At 55.1% G+C, this 25713-nt stretch carries 25 protein-coding genes; 12 read left to right on the top strand and 13 right to left on the bottom strand.

Translation table 11 applies throughout. From position 1 onward, the window contains the following. Positions 1–40: 40 nt before the first annotated feature. From AC0VXT_RS03205 to doeA, 4 genes are read left to right on the top strand one after another with little or no spacing between them, the layout of a single operon-like run. Entirely contained in the window at positions 41–829 is a 789-nt protein-coding gene (locus AC0VXT_RS03205; protein ID WP_475547475.1) for a maleate cis-trans isomerase family protein, read from the top strand. Positions 830–841: 12 nt separating this feature from the next. Beyond that, positions 842–1831, top strand: a complete 990-nt coding sequence (gene eutB, locus AC0VXT_RS03200) for a hydroxyectoine utilization dehydratase EutB (RefSeq protein ID WP_475547474.1) — start codon at positions 842–844, stop codon at positions 1829–1831. Between the two features lie 5 nt (positions 1832–1836). Next, the gene (gene eutC / locus AC0VXT_RS03195; protein ID WP_475547473.1) at positions 1837–2829 is read left to right on the top strand and encodes an ectoine utilization protein EutC; all 993 of its coding nucleotides are present in this window, start codon (positions 1837–1839) and stop codon (positions 2827–2829) included. A 58-nt stretch (positions 2830–2887) separates the two neighbouring features. Further along, positions 2888–4069 carry an ectoine hydrolase DoeA gene (doeA, locus tag AC0VXT_RS03190; RefSeq protein ID WP_475547472.1) on the top strand — a complete coding sequence of 394 codons (1182 nt, stop codon included), beginning with the start codon at positions 2888–2890 and terminating at the stop codon, positions 4067–4069. A 10-nt stretch (positions 4070–4079) separates the two neighbouring features. Here doeA and AC0VXT_RS03185 read toward each other — a convergent pair whose 3' ends face one another. After that, positions 4080–4205 carry a hypothetical protein gene (locus AC0VXT_RS03185; RefSeq protein ID WP_417824899.1) on the bottom strand — a complete coding sequence of 42 codons (126 nt, stop codon included), beginning with the start codon at positions 4203–4205 and terminating at the stop codon, positions 4080–4082. Here AC0VXT_RS03185 and doeB point away from each other — a divergent pair. From doeB to AC0VXT_RS03155, 6 genes are all read left to right on the top strand, one after another. Then, entirely contained in the window at positions 4204–5202 is a 999-nt protein-coding gene (doeB, locus tag AC0VXT_RS03180) for a N(2)-acetyl-L-2,4-diaminobutanoate deacetylase DoeB (protein WP_475547471.1), read from the top strand. The genes AC0VXT_RS03185 and doeB overlap by 2 nt on opposite strands. 2 nt (positions 5203–5204) lie before the next feature. Beyond that, the gene (locus AC0VXT_RS03175; protein ID WP_101302674.1) at positions 5205–5696 is read left to right on the top strand and encodes an Lrp/AsnC family transcriptional regulator; all 492 of its coding nucleotides are present in this window, start codon (positions 5205–5207) and stop codon (positions 5694–5696) included. 299 nt (positions 5697–5995) lie between these two features. Beyond that, on the top strand, positions 5996–7387 hold the full coding sequence (locus AC0VXT_RS03170; protein WP_475547470.1) for an arylsulfotransferase family protein: 1392 nt from the start codon (positions 5996–5998) through the stop codon (positions 7385–7387). After that, a complete protein-coding gene (locus AC0VXT_RS03165; protein WP_475547469.1) occupies positions 7384–7695 on the top strand; it encodes a hypothetical protein in 312 nt (103 codons plus the stop codon). Before AC0VXT_RS03170 ends, AC0VXT_RS03165 begins: the two co-directional genes overlap by 4 nt. 38 nt (positions 7696–7733) lie before the next feature. Next, the gene (locus tag AC0VXT_RS03160) at positions 7734–8474 is read left to right on the top strand and encodes a hypothetical protein (protein WP_475547468.1); all 741 of its coding nucleotides are present in this window, start codon (positions 7734–7736) and stop codon (positions 8472–8474) included. Further along, the gene (locus tag AC0VXT_RS03155) at positions 8471–9649 is read left to right on the top strand and encodes a sulfotransferase family protein (protein ID WP_475547467.1); all 1179 of its coding nucleotides are present in this window, start codon (positions 8471–8473) and stop codon (positions 9647–9649) included. The genes AC0VXT_RS03160 and AC0VXT_RS03155 overlap by 4 nt, the downstream gene beginning before the upstream one ends. 11 nt (positions 9650–9660) lie before the next feature. On the opposite strand, the gene AC0VXT_RS03150 is transcribed toward AC0VXT_RS03155, so the two are convergent. The 11 genes from AC0VXT_RS03150 to AC0VXT_RS03100 all read right to left on the bottom strand — a co-directional run bounded on the left by AC0VXT_RS03150 (position 9661) and on the right by AC0VXT_RS03100 (position 22118). Further along, entirely contained in the window at positions 9661–9846 is a 186-nt protein-coding gene (locus AC0VXT_RS03150) for a hypothetical protein (protein ID WP_475547466.1), read from the bottom strand. Next, positions 9846–11198 carry an amidase gene (locus AC0VXT_RS03145; protein WP_475547465.1) on the bottom strand — a complete coding sequence of 451 codons (1353 nt, stop codon included), beginning with the start codon at positions 11196–11198 and terminating at the stop codon, positions 9846–9848. Before AC0VXT_RS03145 ends, AC0VXT_RS03150 begins: the two co-directional genes overlap by 1 nt. Positions 11199–11223: 25 nt before the next feature. Beyond that, on the bottom strand, positions 11224–12645 hold the full coding sequence (locus AC0VXT_RS03140; protein WP_475547464.1) for a TRAP transporter large permease: 1422 nt from the start codon (positions 12643–12645) through the stop codon (positions 11224–11226). Positions 12646–12699: 54 nt separating this feature from the next. Further along, positions 12700–13278, bottom strand: a complete 579-nt coding sequence (locus tag AC0VXT_RS03135) for a TRAP transporter small permease subunit (RefSeq protein ID WP_028791409.1) — start codon at positions 13276–13278, stop codon at positions 12700–12702. A 96-nt stretch (positions 13279–13374) separates the two neighbouring features. Further along, positions 13375–14538: a TRAP transporter substrate-binding protein gene (locus tag AC0VXT_RS03130; RefSeq protein ID WP_475547463.1), complete on the bottom strand. Its 1164-nt coding sequence runs from the start codon at positions 14536–14538 to the stop codon at positions 13375–13377. A 199-nt stretch (positions 14539–14737) separates the two neighbouring features. Then, positions 14738–15703 (bottom strand): 2-hydroxyacid dehydrogenase, encoded by a 966-nt coding sequence (locus AC0VXT_RS03125; RefSeq protein ID WP_475547462.1) that lies wholly within the window; start codon positions 15701–15703, stop codon positions 14738–14740. A gap of 433 nt (positions 15704–16136) precedes the next feature. Beyond that, the gene (locus AC0VXT_RS03120; RefSeq protein WP_475547461.1) at positions 16137–17300 is read right to left on the bottom strand and encodes a Gfo/Idh/MocA family protein; all 1164 of its coding nucleotides are present in this window, start codon (positions 17298–17300) and stop codon (positions 16137–16139) included. Positions 17301–17380: 80 nt separating this feature from the next. Beyond that, positions 17381–18436, bottom strand: a complete 1056-nt coding sequence (locus tag AC0VXT_RS03115; protein ID WP_475547460.1) for a sugar phosphate isomerase/epimerase family protein — start codon at positions 18434–18436, stop codon at positions 17381–17383. Between the two features lie 91 nt (positions 18437–18527). Next, positions 18528–19484, bottom strand: a complete 957-nt coding sequence (locus AC0VXT_RS03110) for an ABC transporter substrate-binding protein (protein ID WP_475547459.1) — start codon at positions 19482–19484, stop codon at positions 18528–18530. Positions 19485–19549: 65 nt separating this feature from the next. Next, on the bottom strand, positions 19550–20572 hold the full coding sequence (locus tag AC0VXT_RS03105; RefSeq protein ID WP_101302695.1) for an ABC transporter permease: 1023 nt from the start codon (positions 20570–20572) through the stop codon (positions 19550–19552). Continuing rightward, positions 20565–22118: a sugar ABC transporter ATP-binding protein gene (locus AC0VXT_RS03100; protein ID WP_475547458.1), complete on the bottom strand. Its 1554-nt coding sequence runs from the start codon at positions 22116–22118 to the stop codon at positions 20565–20567. Before AC0VXT_RS03100 ends, AC0VXT_RS03105 begins: the two co-directional genes overlap by 8 nt. A 441-nt stretch (positions 22119–22559) precedes the next feature. On the opposite strand from AC0VXT_RS03100, the gene AC0VXT_RS03095 reads away from it, so the two are divergent. Next, positions 22560–23594 (top strand): LacI family DNA-binding transcriptional regulator, encoded by a 1035-nt coding sequence (locus AC0VXT_RS03095; RefSeq protein WP_475547457.1) that lies wholly within the window; start codon positions 22560–22562, stop codon positions 23592–23594. 32 nt (positions 23595–23626) lie between these two features. Here AC0VXT_RS03095 and AC0VXT_RS03090 read toward each other — a convergent pair whose 3' ends face one another. Further along, entirely contained in the window at positions 23627–24115 is a 489-nt protein-coding gene (locus tag AC0VXT_RS03090) for a VOC family protein (RefSeq protein ID WP_475547456.1), read from the bottom strand. Positions 24116–24569: 454 nt separating this feature from the next. Here AC0VXT_RS03090 and AC0VXT_RS03085 point away from each other — a divergent pair, with 454 nt between their 5' ends. After that, positions 24570–25667, top strand: a complete 1098-nt coding sequence (locus tag AC0VXT_RS03085) for a carboxynorspermidine decarboxylase (protein WP_475547455.1) — start codon at positions 24570–24572, stop codon at positions 25665–25667. Positions 25668–25713: the final 46 nt, after the last annotated feature.

Here is a 25713-nt window from a genome sequence, read left to right as displayed (position 1 = left end):
AACAACATGGTTTGGACCACCCCGCCTCTTGGAGTTCAGGATGATGTCCGTATCCCCAGCGGTCACGCCAGAGCCGGTAAACCTGTCCTATTCGCCCGATCCTGTCGGACCGGCAGGGCGGATCGGATTGATTACACTTGCCACCGATTTCAACAGCGAGGATGACCTGCGCGGCATCCTGCCCGGCGACGTGCGCCTGTTCACCACCCGGATTGAAAATGCCAACCCGGTTACGGTCGAAAACCTGCGCGCCATGGCCAATGATTTACCCCGTGCCGCACGCACTTTGCTGCCCGGCTACGGCGTTGATGTTGCCATATTTGGCTGCACATCGGGCACCGCCGTCACCGGATCGGACAAGATCGCCGCCCTGATTAATCAGGGCATGCCGGGCGTCTCCGTGACCAACCCGCTTCTGGCGGGCGAATTGGCCTTAAAGGCAGTCGGTGCGCAAAAAATTGCCATCGTCACCCCCTATCTTGCCGATGTGACCCGCTCGGTCGCGGATGGCTTTATCGACAAGGGGTTCACGACAACCCGTGTGATGGGCTTTGGTCTGGACAATGATTTCGATATGACAGCGCTTCCACCCGGCGCCATTCTTAAGGCGGCCCTTAACGCCGATACGCCTGATGCCGATGCGGTGTTTATTTCCTGCACCGCCATCCGCTCCGCCGAAATCGTGGCCGAGGCCGAACAAAAATTGGGCAAGCCCGTGATCACCAGCAATCAGGCCCTGATCTGGCATGCCCTTCATCTGATGAAATACACAAAGCCGGTCACAGGGTTCGGAACCCTGTTTGACCATGCCCCACAACCTTTAAAATAAGTCGAGGTCGCCATGAAAGACCCCATCACATTTGCTGATGTTCTTTCTGCCCGCAAAACCATCGCGGGCCACGTGATCCATACGCCGTTGCGTCCGTCCACGTCGCTTTCCGACCGGATCGGAAGCCCCGTCTGGCTGAAATGTGAACAGCAACAATACACCGGCAGCTTCAAGCTGCGCGGGGCGGCCAATGCTGTGTTGCGCCTGACCGACGCGCAAAAGGCCAAGGGCGTTGTCGGTGTCTCCACCGGCAACTATGGCCGGGCGCTGGCCTATGCCGCGCACAATGCCGGGGTCCGCTCGGTCATCTGCATGTCTGAGCTGGTCCCGCAAAACAAGGTCGATGGCATCCGCGCCCAAGGGGCCGAAGTCCGCATCATCGGTCAGTCACAGGACGAGGCCCAGCACGAAGTTGACCGTCTTGTCGCCGAAGAAGGCCTGACCATGCTCCCGCCCTTTGACCACGCGCACATCATCGCCGGTCAGGGGACGCTTGGCCTTGAAATCATCGAAGCCCTGCCAGATGTTGATACCCTGCTTGTGCCCCTGTCGGGTGGTGGTCTTTTGGCCGGTGTTGCACTGGTGGCAAAATCGATCAATCCAAACATTCGCGTGGTCGGCATCACCATGGAACGCGGCTGTGCCATGATCACAAGCCTGCAAGAAGGCAAACCAACCGCAGTCAAGGAACTGCCGACTTTGGCCGACAGTCTGGGCGGCGGCATTGGCGAAAACAACCAATACACCTTTGATATGTGCGGTGATCTCACCGATGATTTCGTGCTGGTCAATGAAGCCCAGATCGCCGATGGCATCCGGGCGGCCTATCACGATGATCAACAGGTCATCGAAGGATCGGGTGCTGTGGGCATTGCTGCCCTTCGCGCCGGGTTGATTGATAATCCGGGGCGCACGGTTGCCCTGACCACGGGCTGCAATATCGACATGGCGCTGCATAAACGGATCGTTGGCGGCGAAGACGTTAACCTGATGGCGGAGTAACCGACATGCCAAACATCAGAATCCTCACCGAAACCGATCTTCGCAAGGTCATCGACCTTGATCACGATGCCATTGATTGCGTGCAAAACGCCTTTGTTGCACTGGCGACAAAGGATGTCCGCATGCCGCCGATCCTGCGTCTGGACATTGACGACTATAATGGCGAGGTCGATGTCAAAACCGCCTATGTCCCCGGTCTGGATGGCTTTGCGATTAAAATAAGCCCCGGCTTTTTTGACAACCCCAAACTCGGCCTGCCCTCGGTCAACGGGTTGATGAACCTGTTTTCATCGAAAACCGGCATGCTGGAAGCCGTCCTTCTTGATAACGGCTACCTGACCGATATCCGAACCGCCGCCGCTGGCGGTGTTGCCGCCAACCATCTGGCCCGCAAGGATGCCAAACATGCCACGATTTTTGGCGCGGGTGTGCAAGCCCGATTGCAGCTCAAGGCCCTGACACTGGTGCGCAATATCATCTCGGCCACCATCTGGGCCCGTGATCTGGCAAAGGCCGAAACTTGTGCCAAAAAGGCATCGCTTGAACTTGGCATTCCGGTATCGGCCACCAGTGATGGCAAGGATGCGGCCGCCAATGCCGACATCATCGTTACCACCACGCCCGCACGCGAACCGGTTCTGATGGCCGATTGGGTCAAACCGGGCACCCATGTCACCGCCATGGGGTCGGACGCCGAACATAAAAACGAAATTGACCCTGCCCTGATCGGGCAGGCCGACCTTTATGTCTGCGACAGTCAGGCACAAACCCGTATCCTTGGTGAACTTCATCACGCCATTGATGCCGGGGTTGTGACGGCTGACGCGACATTCCCCGAACTTGGACAGGTCATTGCCGGAAATGCTTCTGGCAGAACATCCGATGATCAGATTACCATCTGTGACCTGACCGGGACTGGTGTTCAGGACACCGCAATCGCCACCCTCGCCCGAAGCCGCTGTGACGCAGCAGCAGCCGGGATAGAGGTATCTTCGTAACAACAAAAGGAACATGGGTCAGGAAAGCTGAAACCCCGCCTTTTTCTGGAGGCCTGCGATGAGCCAGGTTGAATTGAATTTCACGCGCGAAGAATATGCCGAGCGCTTGGAGAAAACCAAAAAAGCCATGGTGGAGAAGGGACTTGATCTGTTGATCGTGTCCGATCCGTCAAACATGGCCTGGCTGACCGGCTATGACGGCTGGTCATTTTATGTCCATCAATGTGTGCTTGTTCCGATTGAGGATGATCCAATCTGGTTTGGGCGTTCCCAGGATGGAAACGGGGCAAAGCGTACGGTCTATATGACCCATGATCGCATCATTCCCTATCCTGATTACTACGTACAATCGACCACACACCATCCGATGGATTATCTCTCCGAGGTGATCACAAATCGCGGATGGGGATCGCGCAGAATTGGCGTTGAAATGGACAATTACTATTTCTCCGCCAAGGCTTTCCTACAGCTCCAAACTCATTTGCCCAATGCAACGTTTTCCGACGCCACCGCCCTTGTAAACTGGCAACGTGCGATCAAGTCGGAAACCGAAATTTTCTATATGCGTCAGGCCGCCCGCATTGTTGAAAACATGCACGAACGTATTTTCGAAATCGTCGAACCGGGCATGAAGAAAAACGAACTGGTCGCGGAAATCTTCCGTACCGGCATCGCCGGTGTGGACGGAATTGGCGGGGATTACCCGGCAATTGTGCCGCTTCTGCCATCGGGTGCCGATGCCGGTGCACCGCATCTGACATGGGATGAAAAACCCATTCCGGGCAATTCCGGAACGTTTTTTGAAATTGCCGGATGTTATCGCCGCTACCACGCGCCACTGTCGCGCACGATTTTCCTTGGCGATCCGGACCAAAGGTTCCTTGATGCTGAAAGTGCCCTGATCGAAGGCCTTCAGGCCGGGCTTGAGGCCGCCAAACCGGGCAACGTCTGCGAAGACATCGCACTGGCCTTCTTTGGCGTTCTGCAAAAATACGGCATCGAAAAAGACAGCCGCTGTGGCTACCCAATCGGGCTGTCCTATCCGCCCGACTGGGGCGAACGCACCATGAGTTTGCGTCCCGGTGATAAAACGGTTCTTGAACCGGGCATGACCTTCCACTTCATGCCGGGTCTCTGGTTTGATGACTGGGGGATCGAAATCACCGAAAGCATGATGATCACGGAAACCGGCAGCAAAACACTGACCAGTTACCCACGGCAGCTGTTCGTGAAGAACTAGCCACCGGCGATCACACCAACACCGCACCGGGCCGACGTGCCAAACGGCAATATGCCAAGCCGCTCGTCCCCGGTGCAACAGTACCAATGCCGAATTTCGACGGTCGCGACATTCGGCCCTTCAAGGATACGACCATGACAAAAGCCTCCCCCATCAGCCCGACGATCCCGCTTGATCGCGATGGCATCCATCACGGCTTTTTAAAGCTGCCCTATTCGCGTGACGATTCCGCATGGGGGGCTGTGATGATCCCCATCACGGTTATCCGCAATGGGGCTGGCCCCACCGCCCTTCTGACCGGCGGCAATCACGGCGATGAGTACGAAGGCCTCGTGTCCCTGTTCAAACTGGCGGGCTCCCTTACCCCGGCCGATGTCACCGGGCGCGTGATCATTCTGCCCGCGATGAATTATCCGGCATTTCGTAATGCATCGCGGACATCGCCAATTGATGCGGGCAACATGAACCGGTCTTATCCGGGCAAACCCGATGGCACGGTCACTCAGAAAATCGCCGATTACGTCCTGCGCTATCTCGTGCCCGAGGCCGACATCGTTCTCGACATCCATTCGGGCGGCAAGACGCTTGATTTCATCCCGTTTGCCGCAGCCCATGTCCTGCCTGACAAGCAACAGGAAGCCCGATGTGTGGCCGCGATGAAGGCGTTTGGCGCGCCCTATTCGATGATGATGCTCGAACTCGATGCGGTTGGCATGTTCGATACCGTCGTCGAGGAAGCTGGCAAAACCTTTGTCACCACCGAACTTGGCGGCGGTGGATCCACCACGGCAGAACGCATAGCCATTGCTGATCGCGGTGTGCGCAATATTCTGATCCATGCCGGGATTGTCGGCGGTGAAATTGAAGCCGCCCCGAATGGCACCGCCATGCTTGATATGCCCGGCGATGACTGCTTTGTCGCGTCTCAAGACTCAGGCCTGTTTGAACCCTGCGTTGATCTGGGCGATATGGTTAAAAAGGGCGATTTGATTGCCCGCATTTATGATGTCGAGTGCACCGGCACAGCCCCGCGCGAATATCATGCATCGCGTGACGGGATATTATCGTGCCGTCACTTCCCCGGCCTGATCAAGATGGGTGATTGTCTGGCCGTGATTGCAAAGGTGCTGTGACCATGATCAGGCTTGATGAGCTGGATCTTAAAATACTCAAAACCCTGCAACGCGAAGGGCGCATCACCAAGGTCAAACTGGCCGAGGCGGTCAACCTGTCGCCAAGCCCGTGTTGGGAACGCCTCAAACGCCTCGAAGACTTGGGCGTGATTTCGGGCTATCACGCCCATATCAATCTTGAAAAGCTGGTCAAACCGACCTTGGTGTTGACCGAAGTCACCCTGCGCCATCATCAGCATGGCGATTTCCAGATTTTCGAGAAAGCCGTGCAGGACATCCCCGAAATCGTCGAATGCTATGCGCTTGGCGGCGGGGTCGACTACATGCTCAAGGTGCTCTGTCACGATGTTGATGCCTATCAACGCCTGATCGACCGCCTTCTGGTGTCTGATATCGGTATTGATCGCTATTTCACCTATATCGTCACCAAAAAGGTCAAAACCACCGCCATCACCCCGATTGAAAATCTGGTTGAGTCCCCCGAACGGAAATAACCGCTGTTCTTGTCGTGGTGTTGGGCTTTCAATGGTTATGTGATCGTCACGGGCCGGTCTGATCAAGTTCAGGCTGGCCCGTGATGACCGCACTTTTTGCCAAAATCGGCGAGTAGCAGCGCCGTTATTGCGTGGAAAAGGCTCGGCAAAACCGCACGCGAAAAACCATATTTACCATTCACGTTTAAGGCGAAACGGCGACAAAATACCGGCCAAAAAGCCATAATCATCGGAAAAATGGCCGCAAATTTGCCTGTACTGCCCCGTAACCTCCGTTTCAAATGATATGGAGGTTATGCGTGTCTGGTTCCGATCAAGAAGATCAAACCGCCGCCAATAATGGCGGCGATCGCGTTTTTATTTCTGCCTTTTTTGTTGGTATTGCCGCGATCAGCTTTGGTCTGGGTGCGTTTGTCGTGCTGGCAGAAGTGCCGCCTTATCAATCGATGAAAAATGCGTGGCGTGCCGGGACGGCCCTTTGGGAACAGCGCACCAAATACACCGATGTCGAACGGCTTGATTTCTGGGCCCCGGCCAGAAGCGATCAGACCGGCGTTACCATCCATGATGCCAATCGCGCGCAAAATGGCCTGACACTTTATTCATCGGGCGATGGTCCCCATGCCGTGCTGATCGATATGGATGGCAATATTGTCCATGAATGGCGCATGCCCTTTAGCATGATCCACGATGAAACATCCCCGATCCCCAATCCGCAAAAAGACGACTTCATGCATTGGCACACCGCCAAGATGGCACCCGATGGCGGGTTGATTGTGCAATACACGGCGGCGGGCGACACCCCGTACGGCTATGGCATGGCCAAGATCGACCAAAATTCCAAACCGGTGTGGAAATATCTTGGCACCGCCCACCATGATTTTTCCATCGCCGATGATGGCCGGGTCTACGCCCTGACACAGGAATTCCGGTTCAACACCTATGCCAACCGCAAACAGCTGACCCCGCCGCGTCTGGATGATTTCGCTGTGATCCTGTCACCCGAAGGCAAGGAGATCAAAAAGGTCTCGATCCTTGATGCGCTGATCAATTCAAGCTACGCCAACATGGTTGATTTTGCGCCCTATTTCGCCAATGAAGATATTCTTCATACCAATACAATCCAGTTGATTGACGCCGACACCGCAAAGAACTTTGCCTATGGCAAGGAAGGCGATGTTGTCGTGTCCTTCCGCGATCTTGGCATCATCGCCGTGCTTGATATGGATGCGGAAAAAATTGTCTGGGCCACCCGCGGTTCATGGCTGGGGCAACATGACCCCGATGTCCTGCCCAACGGCGATATCTTGCTGTTTGACAATCAGGGGCAGCTTGCCGACCCGGATGCCGGACAATCGCGCGTTTTGCAAATTGATCCGGCAACCAACGCCATCACGTGGCAGTACAAGGGCACAGCGGCCCATAAGTTTGACAGCAACATCCGTGCTGATCAGCAACGCCTGCCCAATGGCAATACACTGATTACGGAATCAAGCGGCGGCAGACTGTTTGAAGTCACCCCGACCGGCGACATCGTGTGGGAATTCCACAATCCGATCCGTCGCGACGATCCTGATAATCCCGACAAAAAACTGATCCCCGTTGTGTCGCAGGCCGAACGCATCACCGATGCGCGTGCGGCCCTGTATCGCGACACTGTCCCTGCCTCCAACACCGGAGCCGCACAATGAAACAGACCCGAAACGCAATGACACATGCCCAACGCATGTCCGCCCCCAGCTCAAAAATGCTCACCATCGGCACCACAGCGGCCCTTTCCTGTGCCATTTTGCTCACCGCCTTTCCGGCCCATGCCTATGTCGGCCCGGGTGCGGGGTTAAGCCTTCTGTCCGCCCTTTGGGCGGTCTTGGCCGCGATCCTTGTTGCGGTTGGCTTCGTTCTGATGTGGCCCATTCGCAAAATGATGCGCAAACGCAAAGCCAATCGCACGACGGCGCAAAACAGCACGACCGAAAGCTCAAAACATTCAAGTTCGTGAACACACCGCATCATTGACGCACAACAGGACGGCACATAATGGGACTTTTTGACTGGCCCGCCCCGGCATTCACAACTCTCGACGACTTGATGGGCGACGCCATTGGCCCGTTTGGCCGGGTGCTGATCTGGGGGCTGCTCTGTGCGGTGATTTCCATGGTCCTTTATCGGGTTTTATCGCCGCAAACCCGGATCAAACAGATCAAGGCCGATGTCAAAACCGCCCAAAAAGCCATGACTGACGACGATGGCGAGGACTTCGCCCACGGCATGCGTCTGGCCAGGGCACAGCTTGGGCATTCCTTCAAACTGGTCGGCTTTGTGATCGGTCCGGCGGTTCTGGCGTCCATGCCCGCCCTTGCCATGATTGTCTGGCTGGACGGGCAATATGGGTATCGCTGCCCGGCCCCCGATCAGACCGTTGCAATTTCGGTCGAACCACAAGGCACCCCGATTGAGCAAGTCGGCATTAATTCCGACGCCCAAGACAGCAGCTGCCCAACCGTCCAGATCCCCGGAACTCTTGACGGCCAAACCCATGTCATTGCCCCGGCTGCGGCCATTCCGGTCATGCACCAAAAAGTCTGGTGGAACCATTTGATTGGCAATCCGGCGGGCTACTTGCCCGACGATACACCCGTAACGCAATTACGCTTTGACCTGCCCGCACAGGAAATCATCGCCTTTGGTCCGGGCTGGGCACGTGGTTGGGAACTGACATTCTTTGTCGCCCTGTTGTTGGCATCCCTGGGGATCAAGAAAGGATTTCGGATCGAATGACCAATCCAACCGGCACCACATCTGACAAGGTCGTTTCGCAAAAATCGCCAAAACCCGAAGCCTTCCACGTTTCGGGCTGGGATCACTGGCTCAGCGGCCTGATCGCCCGTCACCCGGCCAAATGGATCCGGCTTGGCAATTTCGAAACGAAAATGGCTGCTGATGCCATCGAAGATATCGAAATTGAAAAACCGATTTTTGTTGCCGGTCTGGCACGGTCGGGCAGCACAATCTTGCTTGAAACCCTTGCCCAGCACCCCGATGCCGCCACCCATCAGTATCGCGATTATCCGCCTGTTTTTACCCCGTGGTTCTGGAACCGGTTTGTCGATCTGGCACCGGGCAAAAAGAACGTGGCTGTTGAACGCACCCATGCCGATGGCATCAACATCACCCCCGAAAGCCCCGAAGCGTTCGAAGAAATGATCTGGATGGCGTTTTTCCGTCATCTCCATGACGTTGGGGACAACAACACGCTTGATGAACACATCAGCAACCCCGCGTTCGAGGCATTCTACCGTGACCACGTTCGAAAACTGATCCATGTCCGCGGCGGCACGCGCTATGTGTCCAAGGCAAACTATCTCGTCACCCGGATGGAATATCTGTTGTCGCTGTTTCCCGATGCGCGCTTTGTTTTACCCGTGCGCGATCCGGTTTGGCACATCGCATCCCTGATCAAGCAACACACTCTTTTCTGTGCCGGGGAACAGAACAACCCCCGTGCGGTTGCCCACATGCAGCGTGTCGGGCATTTCGAATTTGGACTGGACCGCCGCCCGATCAACACCGGGGACTTGCACGCAACCCTCGACATCATGAATCTTTGGAAAAACGGCAAGGAAGTCGAAGGATGGGCGCACTACTGGTCCAACCTGCATCACTATCTGGCAGACCGGTTAACCGTGAACAAGAACCTTGAAAAGGCAACGCTTGTTGTGCGCTACGAGGATCTGGTGGCCGATCCGGCGGGCAAGTTGCGCACGCTGTTTGATCACACCGGGCTTGCCGATGCCCAACCGATCATTGACCGCGTGGCCCCGACGATCCATGCGCCAAGTTACTATCGCCCGAATTTCGGTGACGATGAAATCGACCAAATCCGCGACATCACCATGATTGCCGCCAAACGGTTTGGCTATGACGTCAGGCCCGCCGAAACACGGCAGGCCTGACGTTCTTAAAATCAGTGATGGTCGCTTTTGCGGCCCGTCGCCGTATGGAAGAAATCCCACCCGGCCAGCACAAGCGTAATTATCGACATGATCGCCAGATCCCACCGCGGGACATATGCAATCAAAATAGCGACAAATCCGGTAAGGATCACAAAAGCCAGAAGCGCCATCGCGCGGTTTAGAGTATCACCCGTCATCAGGCATCTCCCTGCGTGCTGAGATATGTTTTCAACCAGTTTGCGGTGCGCAGCAAACGTGCGTCATTGCCAATCTTCCCGACAAGCTGAACGCCCATCGGCATGCCGTTTTGCGACCACAGCAACGGAATGGTGATCGCGGGCGTGCCACAAAACGTCCAAAGCCCGTTAAAGATCGCATCCCCCGTGGTGTTTAAGTTCGCCGGTGCTTGCCCGGTGGCCGCCGGTGTGATGATCACGTCACACCGCTGGAAAACTTCCTCCAACCCGGCATTAAACAATCCCCGCCAGTCAAGGGCGGCCAAGTAATCGCGGGCCGTCACATCATTGCCCTTGTCGATGGCGGCAATGATTTCCGATGACAATTGCGCACGGCCACGCTTTTCATAGGAATAATAATGCTTGGCCATCTCGGCGAAATTGATCTTGGCCCGCAAGGCGGCCGCATCATCAAATGCCTTGGGCAACGGTGCTTCAAAGCACTGATCGCCCAAAACACTGGTGATTTCGCGAAACGCCATCACGGTTTCCTCATCGGCCAGTTCATCGAACTGTGGCGGCCGGATAAAGGCAAACATCGGGGTGACCAACGGATCGCTTTTGGCAACATCAAGCAACCTTGGCGTCGGGCTTGGCGACGTATAAGGATCGCCCGCGTCATAGCCAAACAGGCTTTCGGCCACCATCGCCGCCCCATTGATCGAATTGGCAAACACACCAATGGTATCAAGCGTCGGGCTTTGTGGCAGAACCCCGGTTCGGGCAATCGCGCCAAAACTTGGCTTGAACCCGACCACACCGCAAAACGATGCGGGCCGGATCACTGATCCCCCGGTTTGTGTCCCCACCGCAAGTGGCACCATGGCTGCGGCAACGGCGGCGGCCGACCCGGCAGACGACCCACCGGGTGTATGCTCCGGATTGTGCGGGTTTCGGGTTTTGGATGGATGCATAAAGGCAAGCTCGGTTGACACCGTTTTGCCCATAATGATGGCCCCGGCGGCTTTAAGCCGTGCCACCAGAACCGCATCTTCTTCGGGCACCCGCCCTTCGTCCAACGGTGTCCCGTTGGACGTCGGAATGCGTGCGGTATCAATGACGTCTTTCAGCCCCACCGGCAACCCATGCAACGGGCCAATAGCGGCCCCGGATTGACGCCGCGCATCAAGGGCCCGGGCCTGGGCAATGGCAAAATCACTATCAAGCCATGCCCACGCCTGCACCTGTGGTTCGATCTCTTCGATACGCGCAAGGCACGCCTCGACATATTCGACGGCGCGCACCGCCCCGCTGGCAAGGCGGTCGCGCAGTTCGACAACATCAAGTGTCAGGAGTGGATTGATATTACTCATTACAATTTCCCAAAGCCTTTTGCATTTAACGCGCACCATAGAACAGATCAGGCAGATGGAAAACGATCTGCGGGAAAGTGTACATCAACACCATGCTGACAATCACCATGAACAGGAACGGCATGATCCCCTTAAAGATATCGGTCAACAATATCCCCGGAGGGGCAACCCCCTTAAGGTAATAGGCCGACATCGCCATCGGCGGGGTCAGGAACGAGGTCTGCAAGTTCAACGCCACCAGAATACCAAAGAACAGCGGATCAATATCAAACAGCGGCAGCAATGGCAGGAAGATCGGAACAAAGATAATGATGATTTCCGACCATTCCAAAGGCCAGCCAAGCAAGAAGATGATCAGCTGCGCCAACAGCAGGAACTGCAATGGTGTCAGATCAAGTCCACTGACGAACTCGGAAATAACATGCTCCCCGCCAAGGTATGAAAACACCGACGAGAACGTATAAGACCCGACAAACAACCAGCACACCATCGCCGATGTCCGCACCGTCAGGTAAACCGACTCACGCAACCGATCAAACGTCAACGCGCGGTAAGACGCCGCCAGAATGATACCACCAAGCGCGCCAATCGATGCCGCCTCGGTCGGTGTTGCCAACCCAAACAGGATCGATCCCAAAACCGACAGGATCAGGAAAGCCAACGGGAAGAACGAGGTTGCCAGCATCCACAAAACTTTGGGCAGCGGCACTTCAGGAACTTCTTCCTTGGTCGGACGCGGGGCTGCTTTTGGCTGCAACATCGAACGGCCAACGATATACAGAAGATACAAACCCACCAGTGTCAGGCCCGGCAACAACGCCCCGGCATAAAGCCGCACAATCGAAACACCCGATGCCGCGGCATAAACAATCAACATGATCGACGGCGGGATCAGAATGCCAAGCGTCCCGCCGGCACAAATAATCCCCGCAGCAAAGCTTTTGTCATAACGTGCTTTAAGCATCGCAGGCAGGGCCAGCATCCCCATCAGGGTCACAACAGCACCCACAATCCCGGTCGCGGTTGCAAACAATGCACAGGTGACAAGGGCTGCAACCCCCAGCGATCCGGGGATATTGCGCGCGGCAACATTCAGGGTGCTAAACAACCGATTGACGATGTTTGACCGTTCAACGATGTAGCCCATAAACAGGAACAACGGCACCGCTGTCAGGACCTCGTTGGACATCACCGTATAGGTTTGGTTGATAAATAAATCGAATATTCGGTTGTTAAACGCCCCTTCAAACCACGTAATCGCGGATGTCAGGGTGTCACTGTCTTCGGCAAGTCGGTTAAAGGCCCGCCACATCCGACCGTCATCGAAATAGGCGTAATATCCAAAACCAATCCCCAAAGCCATCAGGGTAAAGGCCACCGGAAAGCCCAGAAATACGAGGATAATAAAGATGCCCAGCATCATTAGGGCGACATGTGCGTCAATCACTTTGGCAGCTCCGTTCGGGGGCAATCACTGTTGGGGTCCAAGTCAGTCCGAAGTTCAGGACCCATCGCTTTTGGCGACACCCTGCTTCATCAGAAGTTCTTCGGTTTCCTGGACATCGTCTTCTGCATTGCGCCAGTACCCTTCACGGATACACATGATGCAGCGCATCACCTGTGCGATGCCCTGAATGAACAGAAGAATGCCCGCGGCAACAATAACGGCCTTGAATTGAAAGATCGGAACGCCCGCCGGGCTGTTCACACTGACCTCGCCATATCCCCAGGACCGGGCGGCATATTTCCAACCCGAAAAGATCAGTGCGATCACACCGGGGAAGAAGAAAAACAGATAAAGAACCAGATCAACCATGCCCTGCGTTCTGGGTTTCCAAAGACGATACAGGAAATCCCCCCGCACATGCCCACCGCGTGACAGGGTATAGGCCCCGCCCATCATGAACATCGTGCCATACATGATAAATGACACATCCAGCGACCAGGTCGTCGGCGCATTAAATAGGTATCGCGAAGCCACTTCATAACTCATGCCAAGCGTCATCAGGATGATAAGCCACCCAAACGCCTTGCCAAACCACGCCGACAGCTTGTCCGCAAATTCGATAAATCTGATCATGAAACCTTGTCCGTTCGCATCTTGACCACCCCGCCCGCCGAACCCGGCAGACGGGGTGGTCAGGGTCATCTAAACACTGAAAAACCTATGGGTTGATCAGAGTTTCAGTTTGCCCGGGAAGTAGTGTTCGTATGCGAGCTGATAATCAGGTGAGTTCATCAGTTCGTAATAGGTCACACGTTCCACCCATGCACGCTGGCTATCGAGAACCCGTTTCATGAACGAATCTTCTTCAAGCGTCGGGATCAGTTTGTCCCAGGCCTCAAGCTGTGCTGCCAGGATGTCTTTTGACGTCCGGTGAACTTCCACACCTTCGTCTTGCAGTTTCTGCAAGTCGGCAGAATAGTTGTCCATGGCAAGGGCGGTGTTTGACGTCGAAGCCGCCTCAACACTGTGCAGCAAGATGGCCTGAAGGTCCGGGTCCATGTCTTCAAGAAGCCCTTTGTTAAACAGGAACTCGAAGCTTTCAGACGCCTGATGGTATGACGACAGATAGTAGTTTTTCGCCACATCCTGTGCGCCAAAACGCATATCAGACGACGGGTTGTTGAACTCGAACGCGTCAATCACGCCACGTTCCATCGCCGGCACAATCTCACCGCCCGGAAGCTGGGCAACGGACATGCCCATCGACTGCAGAAGGTCTGCTGCCAGACCCACCGTACGGTATTTAAGGCCTTCGATATCGCTAACCGCATTAATCTGATTTTTGAACCAGCCAAAAGGCTGTGCTGGCATCGGGAAGCCCAGACGACCAACAATATCAAGTCCCATAACGTCCTGGGTCAGCTCGCGGTAGAACTCCTGACCACCCCCGGCATAGTACCAGCTCAGCATGGTGGTGGCAGAACCACCAAACACCGGACCGGTCCCAAACAACGATGCGGCCTTGTTTTTGCCGTACCAGTAAACCGGCACGGAATGGGCAATATCAATCACGCCGTCATTGACACCGTCGAGAACCTGAAACGCGGCAACAACCGCACCAGCAGGCAAAAGATCGACTTTCAAACGACCACCCGACATGGCTTCAACACGATCAACATATTGTTGGGCAAACGTCATCCAGATGTCAGATGACGGCCAGGACGTCTGCATTTTCAACACCATCGGTGCTGGCTGTGCATGAACAGCAGGGGCTGCAAACAGCCCGGATGCTGCGGCACCACCGGCAACCACACCGGTCGCCCCCTTGGTCAGGAACGAACGACGCGACACTTCGACGGACTTCTTGCCTTCAGAATTAACTTTCGTATTCATTACTTCCTCCCAGAAATACCGCCATAAATCGACAACCATTGCCGACAAACGAACGGTAAATTCAGCCTTCAAAAGCCCCTGACCTTTTTGTTGAAGATCATGTCGATGCGCTTTCCCCGTTTCGGGACCAAAAACCGGCACGCATTTTGTTATTGTTAAAGCTTTGAATTCACTGATATTTGACGGTTAACCCGCCTTGTTAGGCCACCCGGTCACCCGGTTCACGACCCTTAAAATAAGCATCAAGATTATCAAGCGCGCGATACCCCATCGCATCGCGCGTTTCCTCGGTCGCGGACCCTATATGTGGCAACAGGAAAACGTTTTTCAACGCGCTAATCCGTTGATTTCCACCCGGTTCATCGCAAAACACATCCAACCCGGCCGCAAACAGCTTACCGCTTTCAAGCGCATCTGCAAGGGCCGCCTCATCGACCAGATTGCCGCGCGCCGTATTCACAAGGATCGCGCGATCGGGCAACAATGCAATCGTATCTTTGTTAATTATTCCGGTGGTTTGCGGTGTGGCGGGGCAATGCAGTGACAGCACATCGGAATTGGCAAACAATCCCTCGACCGTATCGTGGAACACAGCCCCTTTGGCCAGATGCTCGGGAACGGGTTTGCGATTGTGATAGTGAACTATCATTCCAAAACCGCGCGCACGTTCGGCCGCGACCTGCCCGACACGTCCCATCCCAAGAACGCCAAACCGCTTGCCGGTCACTTGCCGCCCGACCATAAAGGCCGGCGACCAGAAATCCCACTTACCGGCCCGGATCATCGCATCACCTTCCGCCCCGCGCCGTGCCGCACCAAGCATACACAGCATGGCAATTTCGGCCGTCGCATCGGACAAAACATCCGGCGTATTGGTCACAACAACCCCGGCATCCTTGGCGGCCACCAGATCGACGTGATCAACCCCCACCGAATGGTTGGCGATGATTTTTAACCGTTTGGGCAATGCACTGATCACATCGGCAGAAAAATGCTCGGAATGACACGGAAGTACCGCGTCCACATCCTGACATTTGGCAATCAGCTCATCGGTCGCAAAAACGTGGTCGTCGGCATTTATCACCACATCATAGTCGCGCGCTGCCCGTGTCTGGACGGCGTCGGTCAGTTTGCGTGTGATAAGAAGCCTTGGCTTGTCGGGCATTAAAACGCTCCCGGTGTTTCCCTGACAGGACTGGTTTATTTATTATTTTCCAAGCAAACACCTATACGGAAATTCCATCAATAGGCGATCAATCAAAGGGCTATTCTTTTTCACTTCGTGGAAAACCAACACGCGGCATCCTGCGTCTTTGCCATAAGATGGCTGTCGCCCACGGCCCGGAAACCTTGATCAAACAAGCCCTTAGATCGCCTTATCCATCCGAGTCGGAAAAAATAAGCCTCTCCTGTCTCATCGGCAAAGCTCGCGATGAAAACCGCCTATGACCGCGAAAGACGCCGTTAAATCGGCCCAAAAGCCACAAAAAAAGGCCGCTGCTTCATAAAAGCAACGGCCTGCAACCGACACACGTCGGCGGGAAGAACACGGTTAAGTTCCTTGTGTGGTCACAGGTTTCCCCAGAAAACCTGCCCCCTTAAAGTCGAACCCACGTTGCCCCTTCCCGTCCGGAACGCACGACGGCTTCGACAAATTTCATGCCGTTTAGACCTTCCTGGATGCCCGGCACCAAAAGCGATGCGGCATCTGGCGCGGTGCCATTTAAAAACGCACCAAGTTGGTCGGCAAAATCGGTATAAAGGTTGGCAAACCCTTCAAGATATCCTTCCGGATGCCCCGGTGGTACACGCACACCGCGAAGCCCCTCGGCACCGATGCCCGCCCCACCGCGCGTCATCAATTCCGGACGGCCGTCAAGTGGACGGAAATGCAGATGATTGGGGTGCTCCTGCGCCCATTCAATCCCGCCTTTGTCGCCGTAAACCCGCAATTTCAGGCCGTTTTCGTGGCCCACGGCAACCTGACTGGCCCACAGCATCCCACGCGCGCCATTGGCATAGCGCATCAGGATTTGCACATTATCGTCAAGCTTGCGACCCGCAACGATGGCATCCACATCGGCACACAGTTCGCTGATTTCCAAGCCCGAGACGAAATTTGCAAGGTTATGCGCATGGGTGCCAATATCGCCCAGCGCGCCGCCCATGCCCGCCTTGGCCGGATCGGCCCGCCAACTGGCCTGTTTGTTGTTGGTATCTTCCACACGGGTCGCCATCCAGCCTTGTGGATATTCAACCTGTACAAGGCGAATATCGCCAAGCTTGCCATCGGCCACCATCTGGCGGGCTTCGCGCACCATCGGATAGGCGGTGTAATTATGGGTCAATGCAAACAGAAGACCCGTTTCCTTGACCTTGGCTGCAAGCTGCTCGGCTTCATCCACGGTCAAACACAGCGGCTTGTCACAAATCACGTGAATACCGGCATCAAGCATCGCCATGGCGGCGGGAAAATGAACATGGTTTGGCGTGACAATCGCGCACACATCAATGCCATCGTCGCGCGCGGCTTCCTGTTTTGCCATCGCCTCAAAACTGTCGTAGCTGCGATCGGCTGCAATAAACAGTTCCTCGGCCGACGCACGGGCAACATCTGGCTTGGACGATAACGCGCCTGCGACCAGTTCATAACGATCATCAAGCCGGGCGGCAATGCGATGCACCGCCCCGATAAATGCCCCGTGGCCGCCGCCAACCATACCCAATCGAATGCGACGGTTAAGGGGGGTCGTTTTGCTCATGTCTGCCTCCAAATATCGTGTTGCCTGCCGGTGCCTGTTGATGTCTGATCACACCAGATCAGACACCATATGACCGGACCTTAACTTAGTCCAAGAATACGGCGATTGGCCGCCTCGTCCGTGCCACCATCGGCAAAATCGTCAAATGCCTTTTCCGTCACGCGAATGATATGGTTCTTGATGAACTCCGCCCCTTCGCGTGCCCCATCTTCGGGATGTTTAAGTGCACATTCCCATTCCAGCACGGCCCAGCCATCAAAATCAATCGCGGCCAGTTTTGAGAAAATCGCCCCAAAATCAACCTGACCATCGCCAAGCGACCTGAAACGCCCCGCCCGATTTGCCCAGCCCTGATAGCCGGAATAAACGCCCTGGCGTCCGGTCGGGTTAAATTCGGCATCCTTGACATGGAACATGCGAATACGGTCGGCATAAATGTCAATGAAATCAAGGTAATCAAGCTGCTGAAGCACGAAGTGGCTTGGGTCATACAAAATGTTCGCGCGGGCATGATTGTTCACCCGCTCAAGGAACATCTCAAACGTCACCCCGTCAAACAGGTCTTCGCCCGGATGAATTTCATAGCAAACATCCACACCGCATTCCTCGGCAACATTGAGGACCGGGGTCCAGCGTGCGGCCAATTCATCAAACGCGGTTTCAATCAAACCGGCCGGGCGTTGCGGCCACGGATAGACATATGGCCAGGCAAGTGCGCCGGAAAATGTTGCGTGGGCATCAATGCCCATATTTTGCGATGCCTTAAGGGCTGCTTTAACCTGATTGACCGCCCATTCCTGACGGGCTTTGGGATTGCCGCGTACTTCGGGCACGGCAAAACCGTCAAACATTTCATCATAGGCCGGATGAACCGCAACAAGCTGACCCTGTAAATGGGTCGAAAGTTCGGTTACTTCCACACCATGTGCGCCAAGTGTCCCTTTGACCTCGTCGCAGTAATCCTTGCTGTGTGCTGCGCGTTCAACATCAAACAGGCGTTTGTCCCAGCTTGGGATCTGCACCCCTTTGTAGCCAAGTGACGCAGCCCATTTTCCGATGGAATCAAGACTGTTAAACGGGGCGTCGTCACCTGCGAACTGCGCAAGAAACAATGCCGGTCCCTTGAGCGTTTTCATCGATAACCTCTTAGCGCTGTGGCAGTGTTAAATGGGAAAAATCGGGACCGGGCAACCATCATGCCACCCGATCCCGTTTGCAGTTCCAGCCTTAGAACGGGCTGTCAGGGAAATAGAAGTTCTTGGCGTTTTCTTCGGTAACGACAGTCGCACCAAGGATATAACGGCCTTCAACCGGCACACCAGACGTGAACTTCAGCGCGGTCAGTTCCATCGCGGTTGCGATCATTGCCGGCGGATACAGAACATCAATCGGCGTCAGTTTGTCGCCATCCATCACACGTTTGATGATGTCTTTCATGCCAGCGCCACCAACGATGAACATCTCATCAGTACGGTCAGCCTGTTTGACAGCTTCGATCACGCCAAGCGCGATATCATCATCCTGTGCCCAGACAGCATCGATTTGCGGGAAACGCGACAGGAAGTCCTGCATGACTTCATAGCCATCATCGCGGTTCCAGTTGGCATGCTTCATATCAAGCACTTCGATGTTTGATCCTTCGATGGATTCGATAAACGCATCCACACGTTCGGTATCAACCGTGGTCGGAATACCGCGCAGGATAACGATCTTGCCTTCGTCATCGAGACGTTTACGGATGTATTCACCCGATACACGGCCCAGTTCCGGGTTATTCCCCGCAACATAAACGTCCTCAATCCCCGGCAGGGACAAACCACGGTCAACCACGGTAACAAACTTGCCAGCTTCTTTAACCTGCTGAACCGGAACGGTCAGCGGATCAGACTCAAACGGCAACACCACAAGTGCATCGATGTTTTGAACCGACACCAGATCTTCAAGATCATTGGCCTGCTCGGTTGCGCCATTTGCCGAAACAACGATGACATCGATGTTCGGATAGGTGGCTTCAATCCGTTTTTCGGCCTGCTCGGCATGCCAGTTCAGACCACCGGCCCAGCCATGGGTCGCTGCTGGAATGGAAACACCGATCTTAATTTTTTCCTGTGCCATCGCACCGGTAGACACAAGGCCAAGACCCAGAACACAGGCGGCCCCCAGATATTTTGCAAACGTTTTCATCAACGCTTCCTCCTGATCAAAAAAAATGATGCATTTTCACATTCATCCCGGACGTTGATCGCCGGTTATTTGCTCTTTTTGCGTCGCCAGTCCCCGCGCTGCAGGAACACGGCAACGATGATAATCAGCCCCTGAACTGCTCCGTTCAGATAGTTACTGATCGCATCCGTCAAATTCAGAATATTACCAATCGTGGTCAGCATGATCGCACCAACAACCGTGCCCCAGATGCGGCCATAGCCACCCTTAAGCATCGTGCCGCCAATAATCACGGCCGCAATCGCTTCAAGTTCCCACAGAACCCCGGTTGAACTTGATGCCGACCCCAGACGCGGCACATAAATGATCGTCGCAATCGACACACACAGCCCCTGAATGACATAGGTCAGGGTCTTGATACGATCGACATGGATGGCTGAATAACGCGCGACCTGCTCGTTCGATCCAATGGCAAAACATTTGCGGCCAAACGGCGTCATGTTAAGCAAAACATACCCGGCCACCGCGACGGCAAAAAACACCAGAACCGGGATCGGAATGCCAAGGATATCGCCGTAATAAATCGGGCGATACACGCCGCGGATATCAAAATCGAGCGACAAGGTCCCGCCGTCGGCCATATAGGTCACAAGTGACCGATAAATCCCCATGGTGCCAAGGGTAACAATGAACGCTTCGATCTTGCCCTTGGTGCTGACAAGCCCGTTAATCGCCCCGGCCCCGATGCCAAGGATCACGCTCAGCACGACACCCAGCAGCACGGTTTCAACCCCCGCTCCCAGTGTCTCGACCAGACCGTTCATCACGACAATCATCGCACCTGAAATAAACGCCGCCATCGACCCGACCGAAAGGTCAATGCCGCCGGCGGTAATCACGAATGTCGCCCCCACCGCGATGATGCCGATAAAGGCCGCACGGGTGAAGATGTTCGACAGGTTGCCGCCGCTCAGAAAGGCGTCATTAATCGCCGTCCCCAAAACAAACAGACCAACCAGCGCCAAAAACGGGCCCAGCGCTTTAAAATCAATGCTAAAGCCGCCCGAAGTCTTCTTTGTCGGTGCTTCGTTGCGCTCAACGCTACTCATGAACAGACGCTCCCTGCTTGCCTGAGATTCCTGTCGCGTGCCGCATGATCTCATGCTCATTGCGGTCGTTACCTTCGAGAACGCCGGTAATGCGCCCGGCTGCCATAACCACGATACGGTCAGACAACCCCAGCATTTCTGGCATCTCGGACGACAGAAGAATGACGGATTTTCCGCAATCGGTAAGATCGCCGATGAAATGATAAATCTCGCTTTTGGTGCCGATATCGATGCCGCGTGTCGGCTCATCAATGATCACGATGTCCGGGTCGGTTTCCATGACCTTGGCCAGAAGCAATTTCTGCTGGTTACCACCAGAAAAATCACCGACCTTTGATTTGCGATCAGCAGCCCGGATATCAAACGCCTCAATGGCGGTCTCAAGGGCGGCTTCCTCGGCCTTGCGGTCAATGAACACCCGCCCGAATTTCTCAAGGGCCAGCAACGTCAAATTGGGCCGCATATCCATATTAAGCAGCAGCCCGCTGCCTTTGCGGTCCTTGGTCAAATAGGCAATGCCGCATTTCTTGGCATCTTGCAGACTGTTGATTTTGACAGGCTCACCGTTGCGCTCAATGCGCCCGCTGCTGCGCTCACGCAACCCGATGATGGCTTCCATAAGGGCTGTGCGCCCCGCACCAACAATCCCGGCAAAGCCCAGAACCTCGCCCCGCCTCAGATCAAAGCTGGCGTCGCGCACCTGCCCATCAACCGAAACATCACGCACCGACAATACGGTGTCAGCACTGTGATCGGGGGCCCGTTCGGGGAACATCTGTTTGATATCGCGCCCGACCATCAGCCGCGCCATATCATCCTTTTCGACCTCCGCCACCATTTCGGTCACGACGTGGTGGCCATCGCGCAACACCGTCACCCGGTCGGCAATCGCTTTGATTTCATCAAGCTTGTGAGAAATATACAGGATCGCGACACCCTGTTCGCGCAGGCGCTTGATCTGATCAAACAGGATGTCAACTTCGCGCCCGGTCAGAACCGCGGTTGGCTCATCCAAAATCAGGATGTCGGCCTTTTTGCTGAGCGCCTTGGCGATTTCAACCATCTGACGGTCCGACACCGCAAGATCGCGAATGCGTGCGCGCGGATCGACATCACATTGCAGCTGATCCAGAAGCTCCTGCGCCTGTGCGCGCATGGTTGCCTTATCAAGGAACCAGCCGCGCTTGATCTCACGGCCCAGAAAGATGTTTTCTTCGACGGTCAGTTGCTCGGCAAGGTTCAATTCCTGATGGATCAGGATCACGCCGTGGCCTTCGCCAACTTCGCTATCAACGAAACTGACCGGCGCCTGATCAAGGATCAACTCGCCACTGGTTGGCTGATGATAGCCCGAAAGAATTTTAACCAGCGTGGATTTGCCCGCACCATTTTCGCCCAAAAGCGCATGGACCTCGCCCGCATGCAGATCGATGGAAACATCGAAAAGCACCTGTGCCGATCCGAATGACTTGCAAATCTGCCGACCGGACAGGCGTACGCGCCCCTCCTGATCGGGATCAACGGCGTGAACGGCCGCATCCGTCATGAATATATCCTCCCTAGCGTCGCATTTTCGCGATCATCTGTTGAAATACCAACGGTTCCAGCTCTTGCCCTACTTGACCGGTTTATCGCGTCTGCTGGCAAGGCGTGTTCCGCGCCGTGGTCTTTACGACCACAAGCGGGACACAACGATGTCCGGCGGGCGCGATAAACCGGCCCTTTGGGTGGGCCAAATTCGTCCATCGGCTGCGTTCCGTCGCTTGCCCATATCCCCGATATGACCTGCACGACGCGTCTGGCCGCGCGGACGAATTTGACTCCATCAAGCAGGGCAAGAGCTGGAATCGTTGATATTTACCTCTGTGTAAACGTTTTCATTTTTCATGTAAACCTTTACATTTACGTTACAGTGACCAAAATCACCCAGCGCACCACCGTGTTGAATGCCGCTGGACAGCCTGTGACCGGCGGAGTAGGAAGAAGCATGCACGAAAAAATCGCGACGATTGAAGATGTTGCCCGCCACGCAGGGGTATCGATTGCCACTGTCAGCCGGGCTTTGCACAAACCTGATGTGGTTTCCCAAACCACACGCGAAAAAGTGCAGGCCGCGATTGCGACCACCGGCTATACCGCCAATGTCATGGCCCGAAACCTGCGTTTGAACCGTTCGGGCATGATTCTTTTGCTGGTGCCCGACATCGGAAACCCGTTTTTTTCAGCAATCCTCTCTGGCATTGAACAAGGGGCCAGCAAGGCGGGCTACAATGTCCTGATCGGTGATACCCAAAACGACCCCGACCGCGAAGCCACCTATGCCGCCTATCTGCGCAGCAATCAGGCCGACGCGATGATCCTTTTGAACGGGCGTCTTCCCGCACCACTGGCCAATTCCCCGGCCAATGCCACCCCGCCGGTCGTCATTGCCTGCGAACGCATCCCCGGATGTGGCTTGCCCACGGTGATTATCGACAATGAACAGGCCGCCTTTGAGGCCACCACCCATCTGATAGACCATGGCCACCGCAAGATCGCCAATGTTGCCGGGCCGGGCAACAACATCCTGACCATCGATCGCACCGCCGGATACCGCCGGGCCTTGAGCGAACATGGCATTGCAATTGATCCCAAACTGACCTTTGTCGGGGATTATTCAATCGATGCCGGGATTGCCGCCGGGCGCAGCCTTCTGGCCGATCCCAAAACGCGCCCGACGGGGCTGTTTTGTGCCAGTGACGGCATGGCCATCGGCGTGATTGTTGCGGCCAAGGAACTTGGCCTGCGCGTGCCACAGGACGTCTCGGTGTTTGGCTTTGATGATATTCATCTCGCCGCGGCCTATGACCCGCCGCTCACCACCGTGCGTCAACCGCGCCGCCGTCTGGGCGAACAGGCCATTGCCCTGTTGCTTGATCGGCTTGATCCCAAGACCCCGACCAAAACCGGCAAAACCGATCCGGTCATTGTCCCGACCGAATTGATCATCCGGCAAAGTACCGGCCCCTGCCCGCAAGGCTGACATCCAGACTAACGGCCCTGACGTCAGGTTCCTTAACCGTTGCCAATGTTGCGCCACTCATCATAAACCGCCCGCGCCCGGCCTTCATGATCCTCGCTTGATTTCGCACTTTCAGATGCAAAAATCTTAAACCGGATGCCATTGGGATCGCGCACAAAAAGGCGGCGTGACGTGCCATCATCTTCGTTATGATAGACAACCTTGTGCTGAAACAGGTGGTTCTGCCACGCAATCACATCGCGCGCCGACCGACACCGCAACCCGATGTGAAACACATCATCGGGCATCTGCGGATCATCGGCATACGGCCCGTTATCGGCCGGCCAGTCATAAAAGGACAACCGCGTGCCGTCGCTTAAGGCATAGGTGATCAGCAGGTAATCGCTTTTCCAGGATGGGCTATAGCCACTTTCCGCATGCACAAGTGTTGCCCCCATGACGTTCAAGTAAAACGCGTCTGTCGCCGCAAGATCACGGGTTGGAAATGCAAGATGATCGACACTGACTGGTGCAGCTGTCATGTATGCCTCCGTTGGTCTTATTTGCCCTTCTCAACAGATGGTGAATTTCGCTCCAAAATCAATCCGATGTCCTGCTTTTGAAATCGTCATGAAATCACAACATGCAACCATGTGCGAAATCACAGTACATATAGGCCGATTACCGTATTGACCCCCTTGCCCCCCGCTGCTATTGGGTCGCGGAGCATAGCTTTACGGAACATACCGGCAATCGCGCGCGTTGTTACCCATATTCAAATGACGCGCATTTGGCATCACCGCCTTTGATGGGGGACATAAACGATGAATGACCATAGTTTATCCGTCTCCGGATCATGGATGACGCAGCGTTTCCCCGACCATTAGAGGATCGCACCACATGTTGGTGCGCCTGATGGACCGTCCGGCTTTGGCGTTTTAGGCCAAAGCCCCCAATCATCCCACATCCCCGTGACATAGTTGTAGAGAGCCGCCCATGCCCGCAACGCCATATTACCTGATCGACAAGTCCAAGCTTTTGCGCAACATGGAAAAGATCGCCTATGTGCGCGAACATTCCGGGGCAAAGGCGCTTCTGGCCCTCAAATGCTTTGCCACATGGTCGGTATTTGATTTCATGGCCGACTATATGGACGGCACCACGTCGTCATCGCTCTATGAAGTCAAACTGGGCCGTGAAAAATTCGGCAAGGAAACCCACGCCTATAGTGTCGCCTATTCGGACGGCGAAATTGGCGAGGTGATTGAAAATGCCGACAAGATCATTTTCAATTCCATCAGCCAGCTGACCCGCTTTGGCGATAAGGCCTCAAACATCGTGCGCGGCCTGCGCCTGAACCCGCAGGTCTCCACCTCCAGCTTTGATCTCGCCGATCCGGCCCGCCCGTTTTCGCGCCTTGGCGAATGGGATGTCGCCAAGGTCGAAGCGGTAATGGATCAGATTTCCGGCTTCATGATCCACAACAACTGCGAAAATGACGATTTCGATCTGTTTGACCGCATGTTGAGTGACATCGAACAAAAATTCGGATCGCTTTTATCGCGTGTCGAATGGGTAAGCCTTGGCGGCGGCATTCACTTTACCGGTGACAATTACCCGCTTGATAAATTCTGTGCGCGCCTTCGGGCCTTCGCGCAAAAATTCGGCGTACAGGTTTATCTCGAGCCCGGCGAAGCCTCGATCACCAAAAGCACAACGCTTGAGGTCACCGTGCTTGATACCCTGTTTAACGGCAAAAATCTGGCGATTGTCGATAGCTCGATCGAAGCCCACATGCTCGACCTTTTGATCTACCGCGAAAATGCCAAGGTTCTGCCCAACACCGGCGACCATGCTTACATGATTTGTGGCAAATCCTGCCTTGCCGGGGACGTTTTTGGCGACTTTAATTTTGAACATGAAATCAAGGTCGGCGACCGCATCTCGATTGACGATGCCGCGGGCTACACCATGGTCAAGAAGAACTGGTTTAACGGGGTCGGCATGCCGTCCATCGTCATCCGGGAACTGGACGGCACAGAACGCGTTATTCGCGAATTTGACTTTACTGACTTCGTCTCAAGCCTTTCGTAACCCGAAAGGGCTGTTTTCATAGCGAACCGGGGCAGAACAAAGCCTG

Source organism: Thalassospira sp. Z349TD_5 (genome assembly GCF_056173045.1).
The sequence above is the reverse complement of the archived record's forward strand: the minus strand, read 5'-3'. Positions and strand labels throughout refer to the sequence as shown.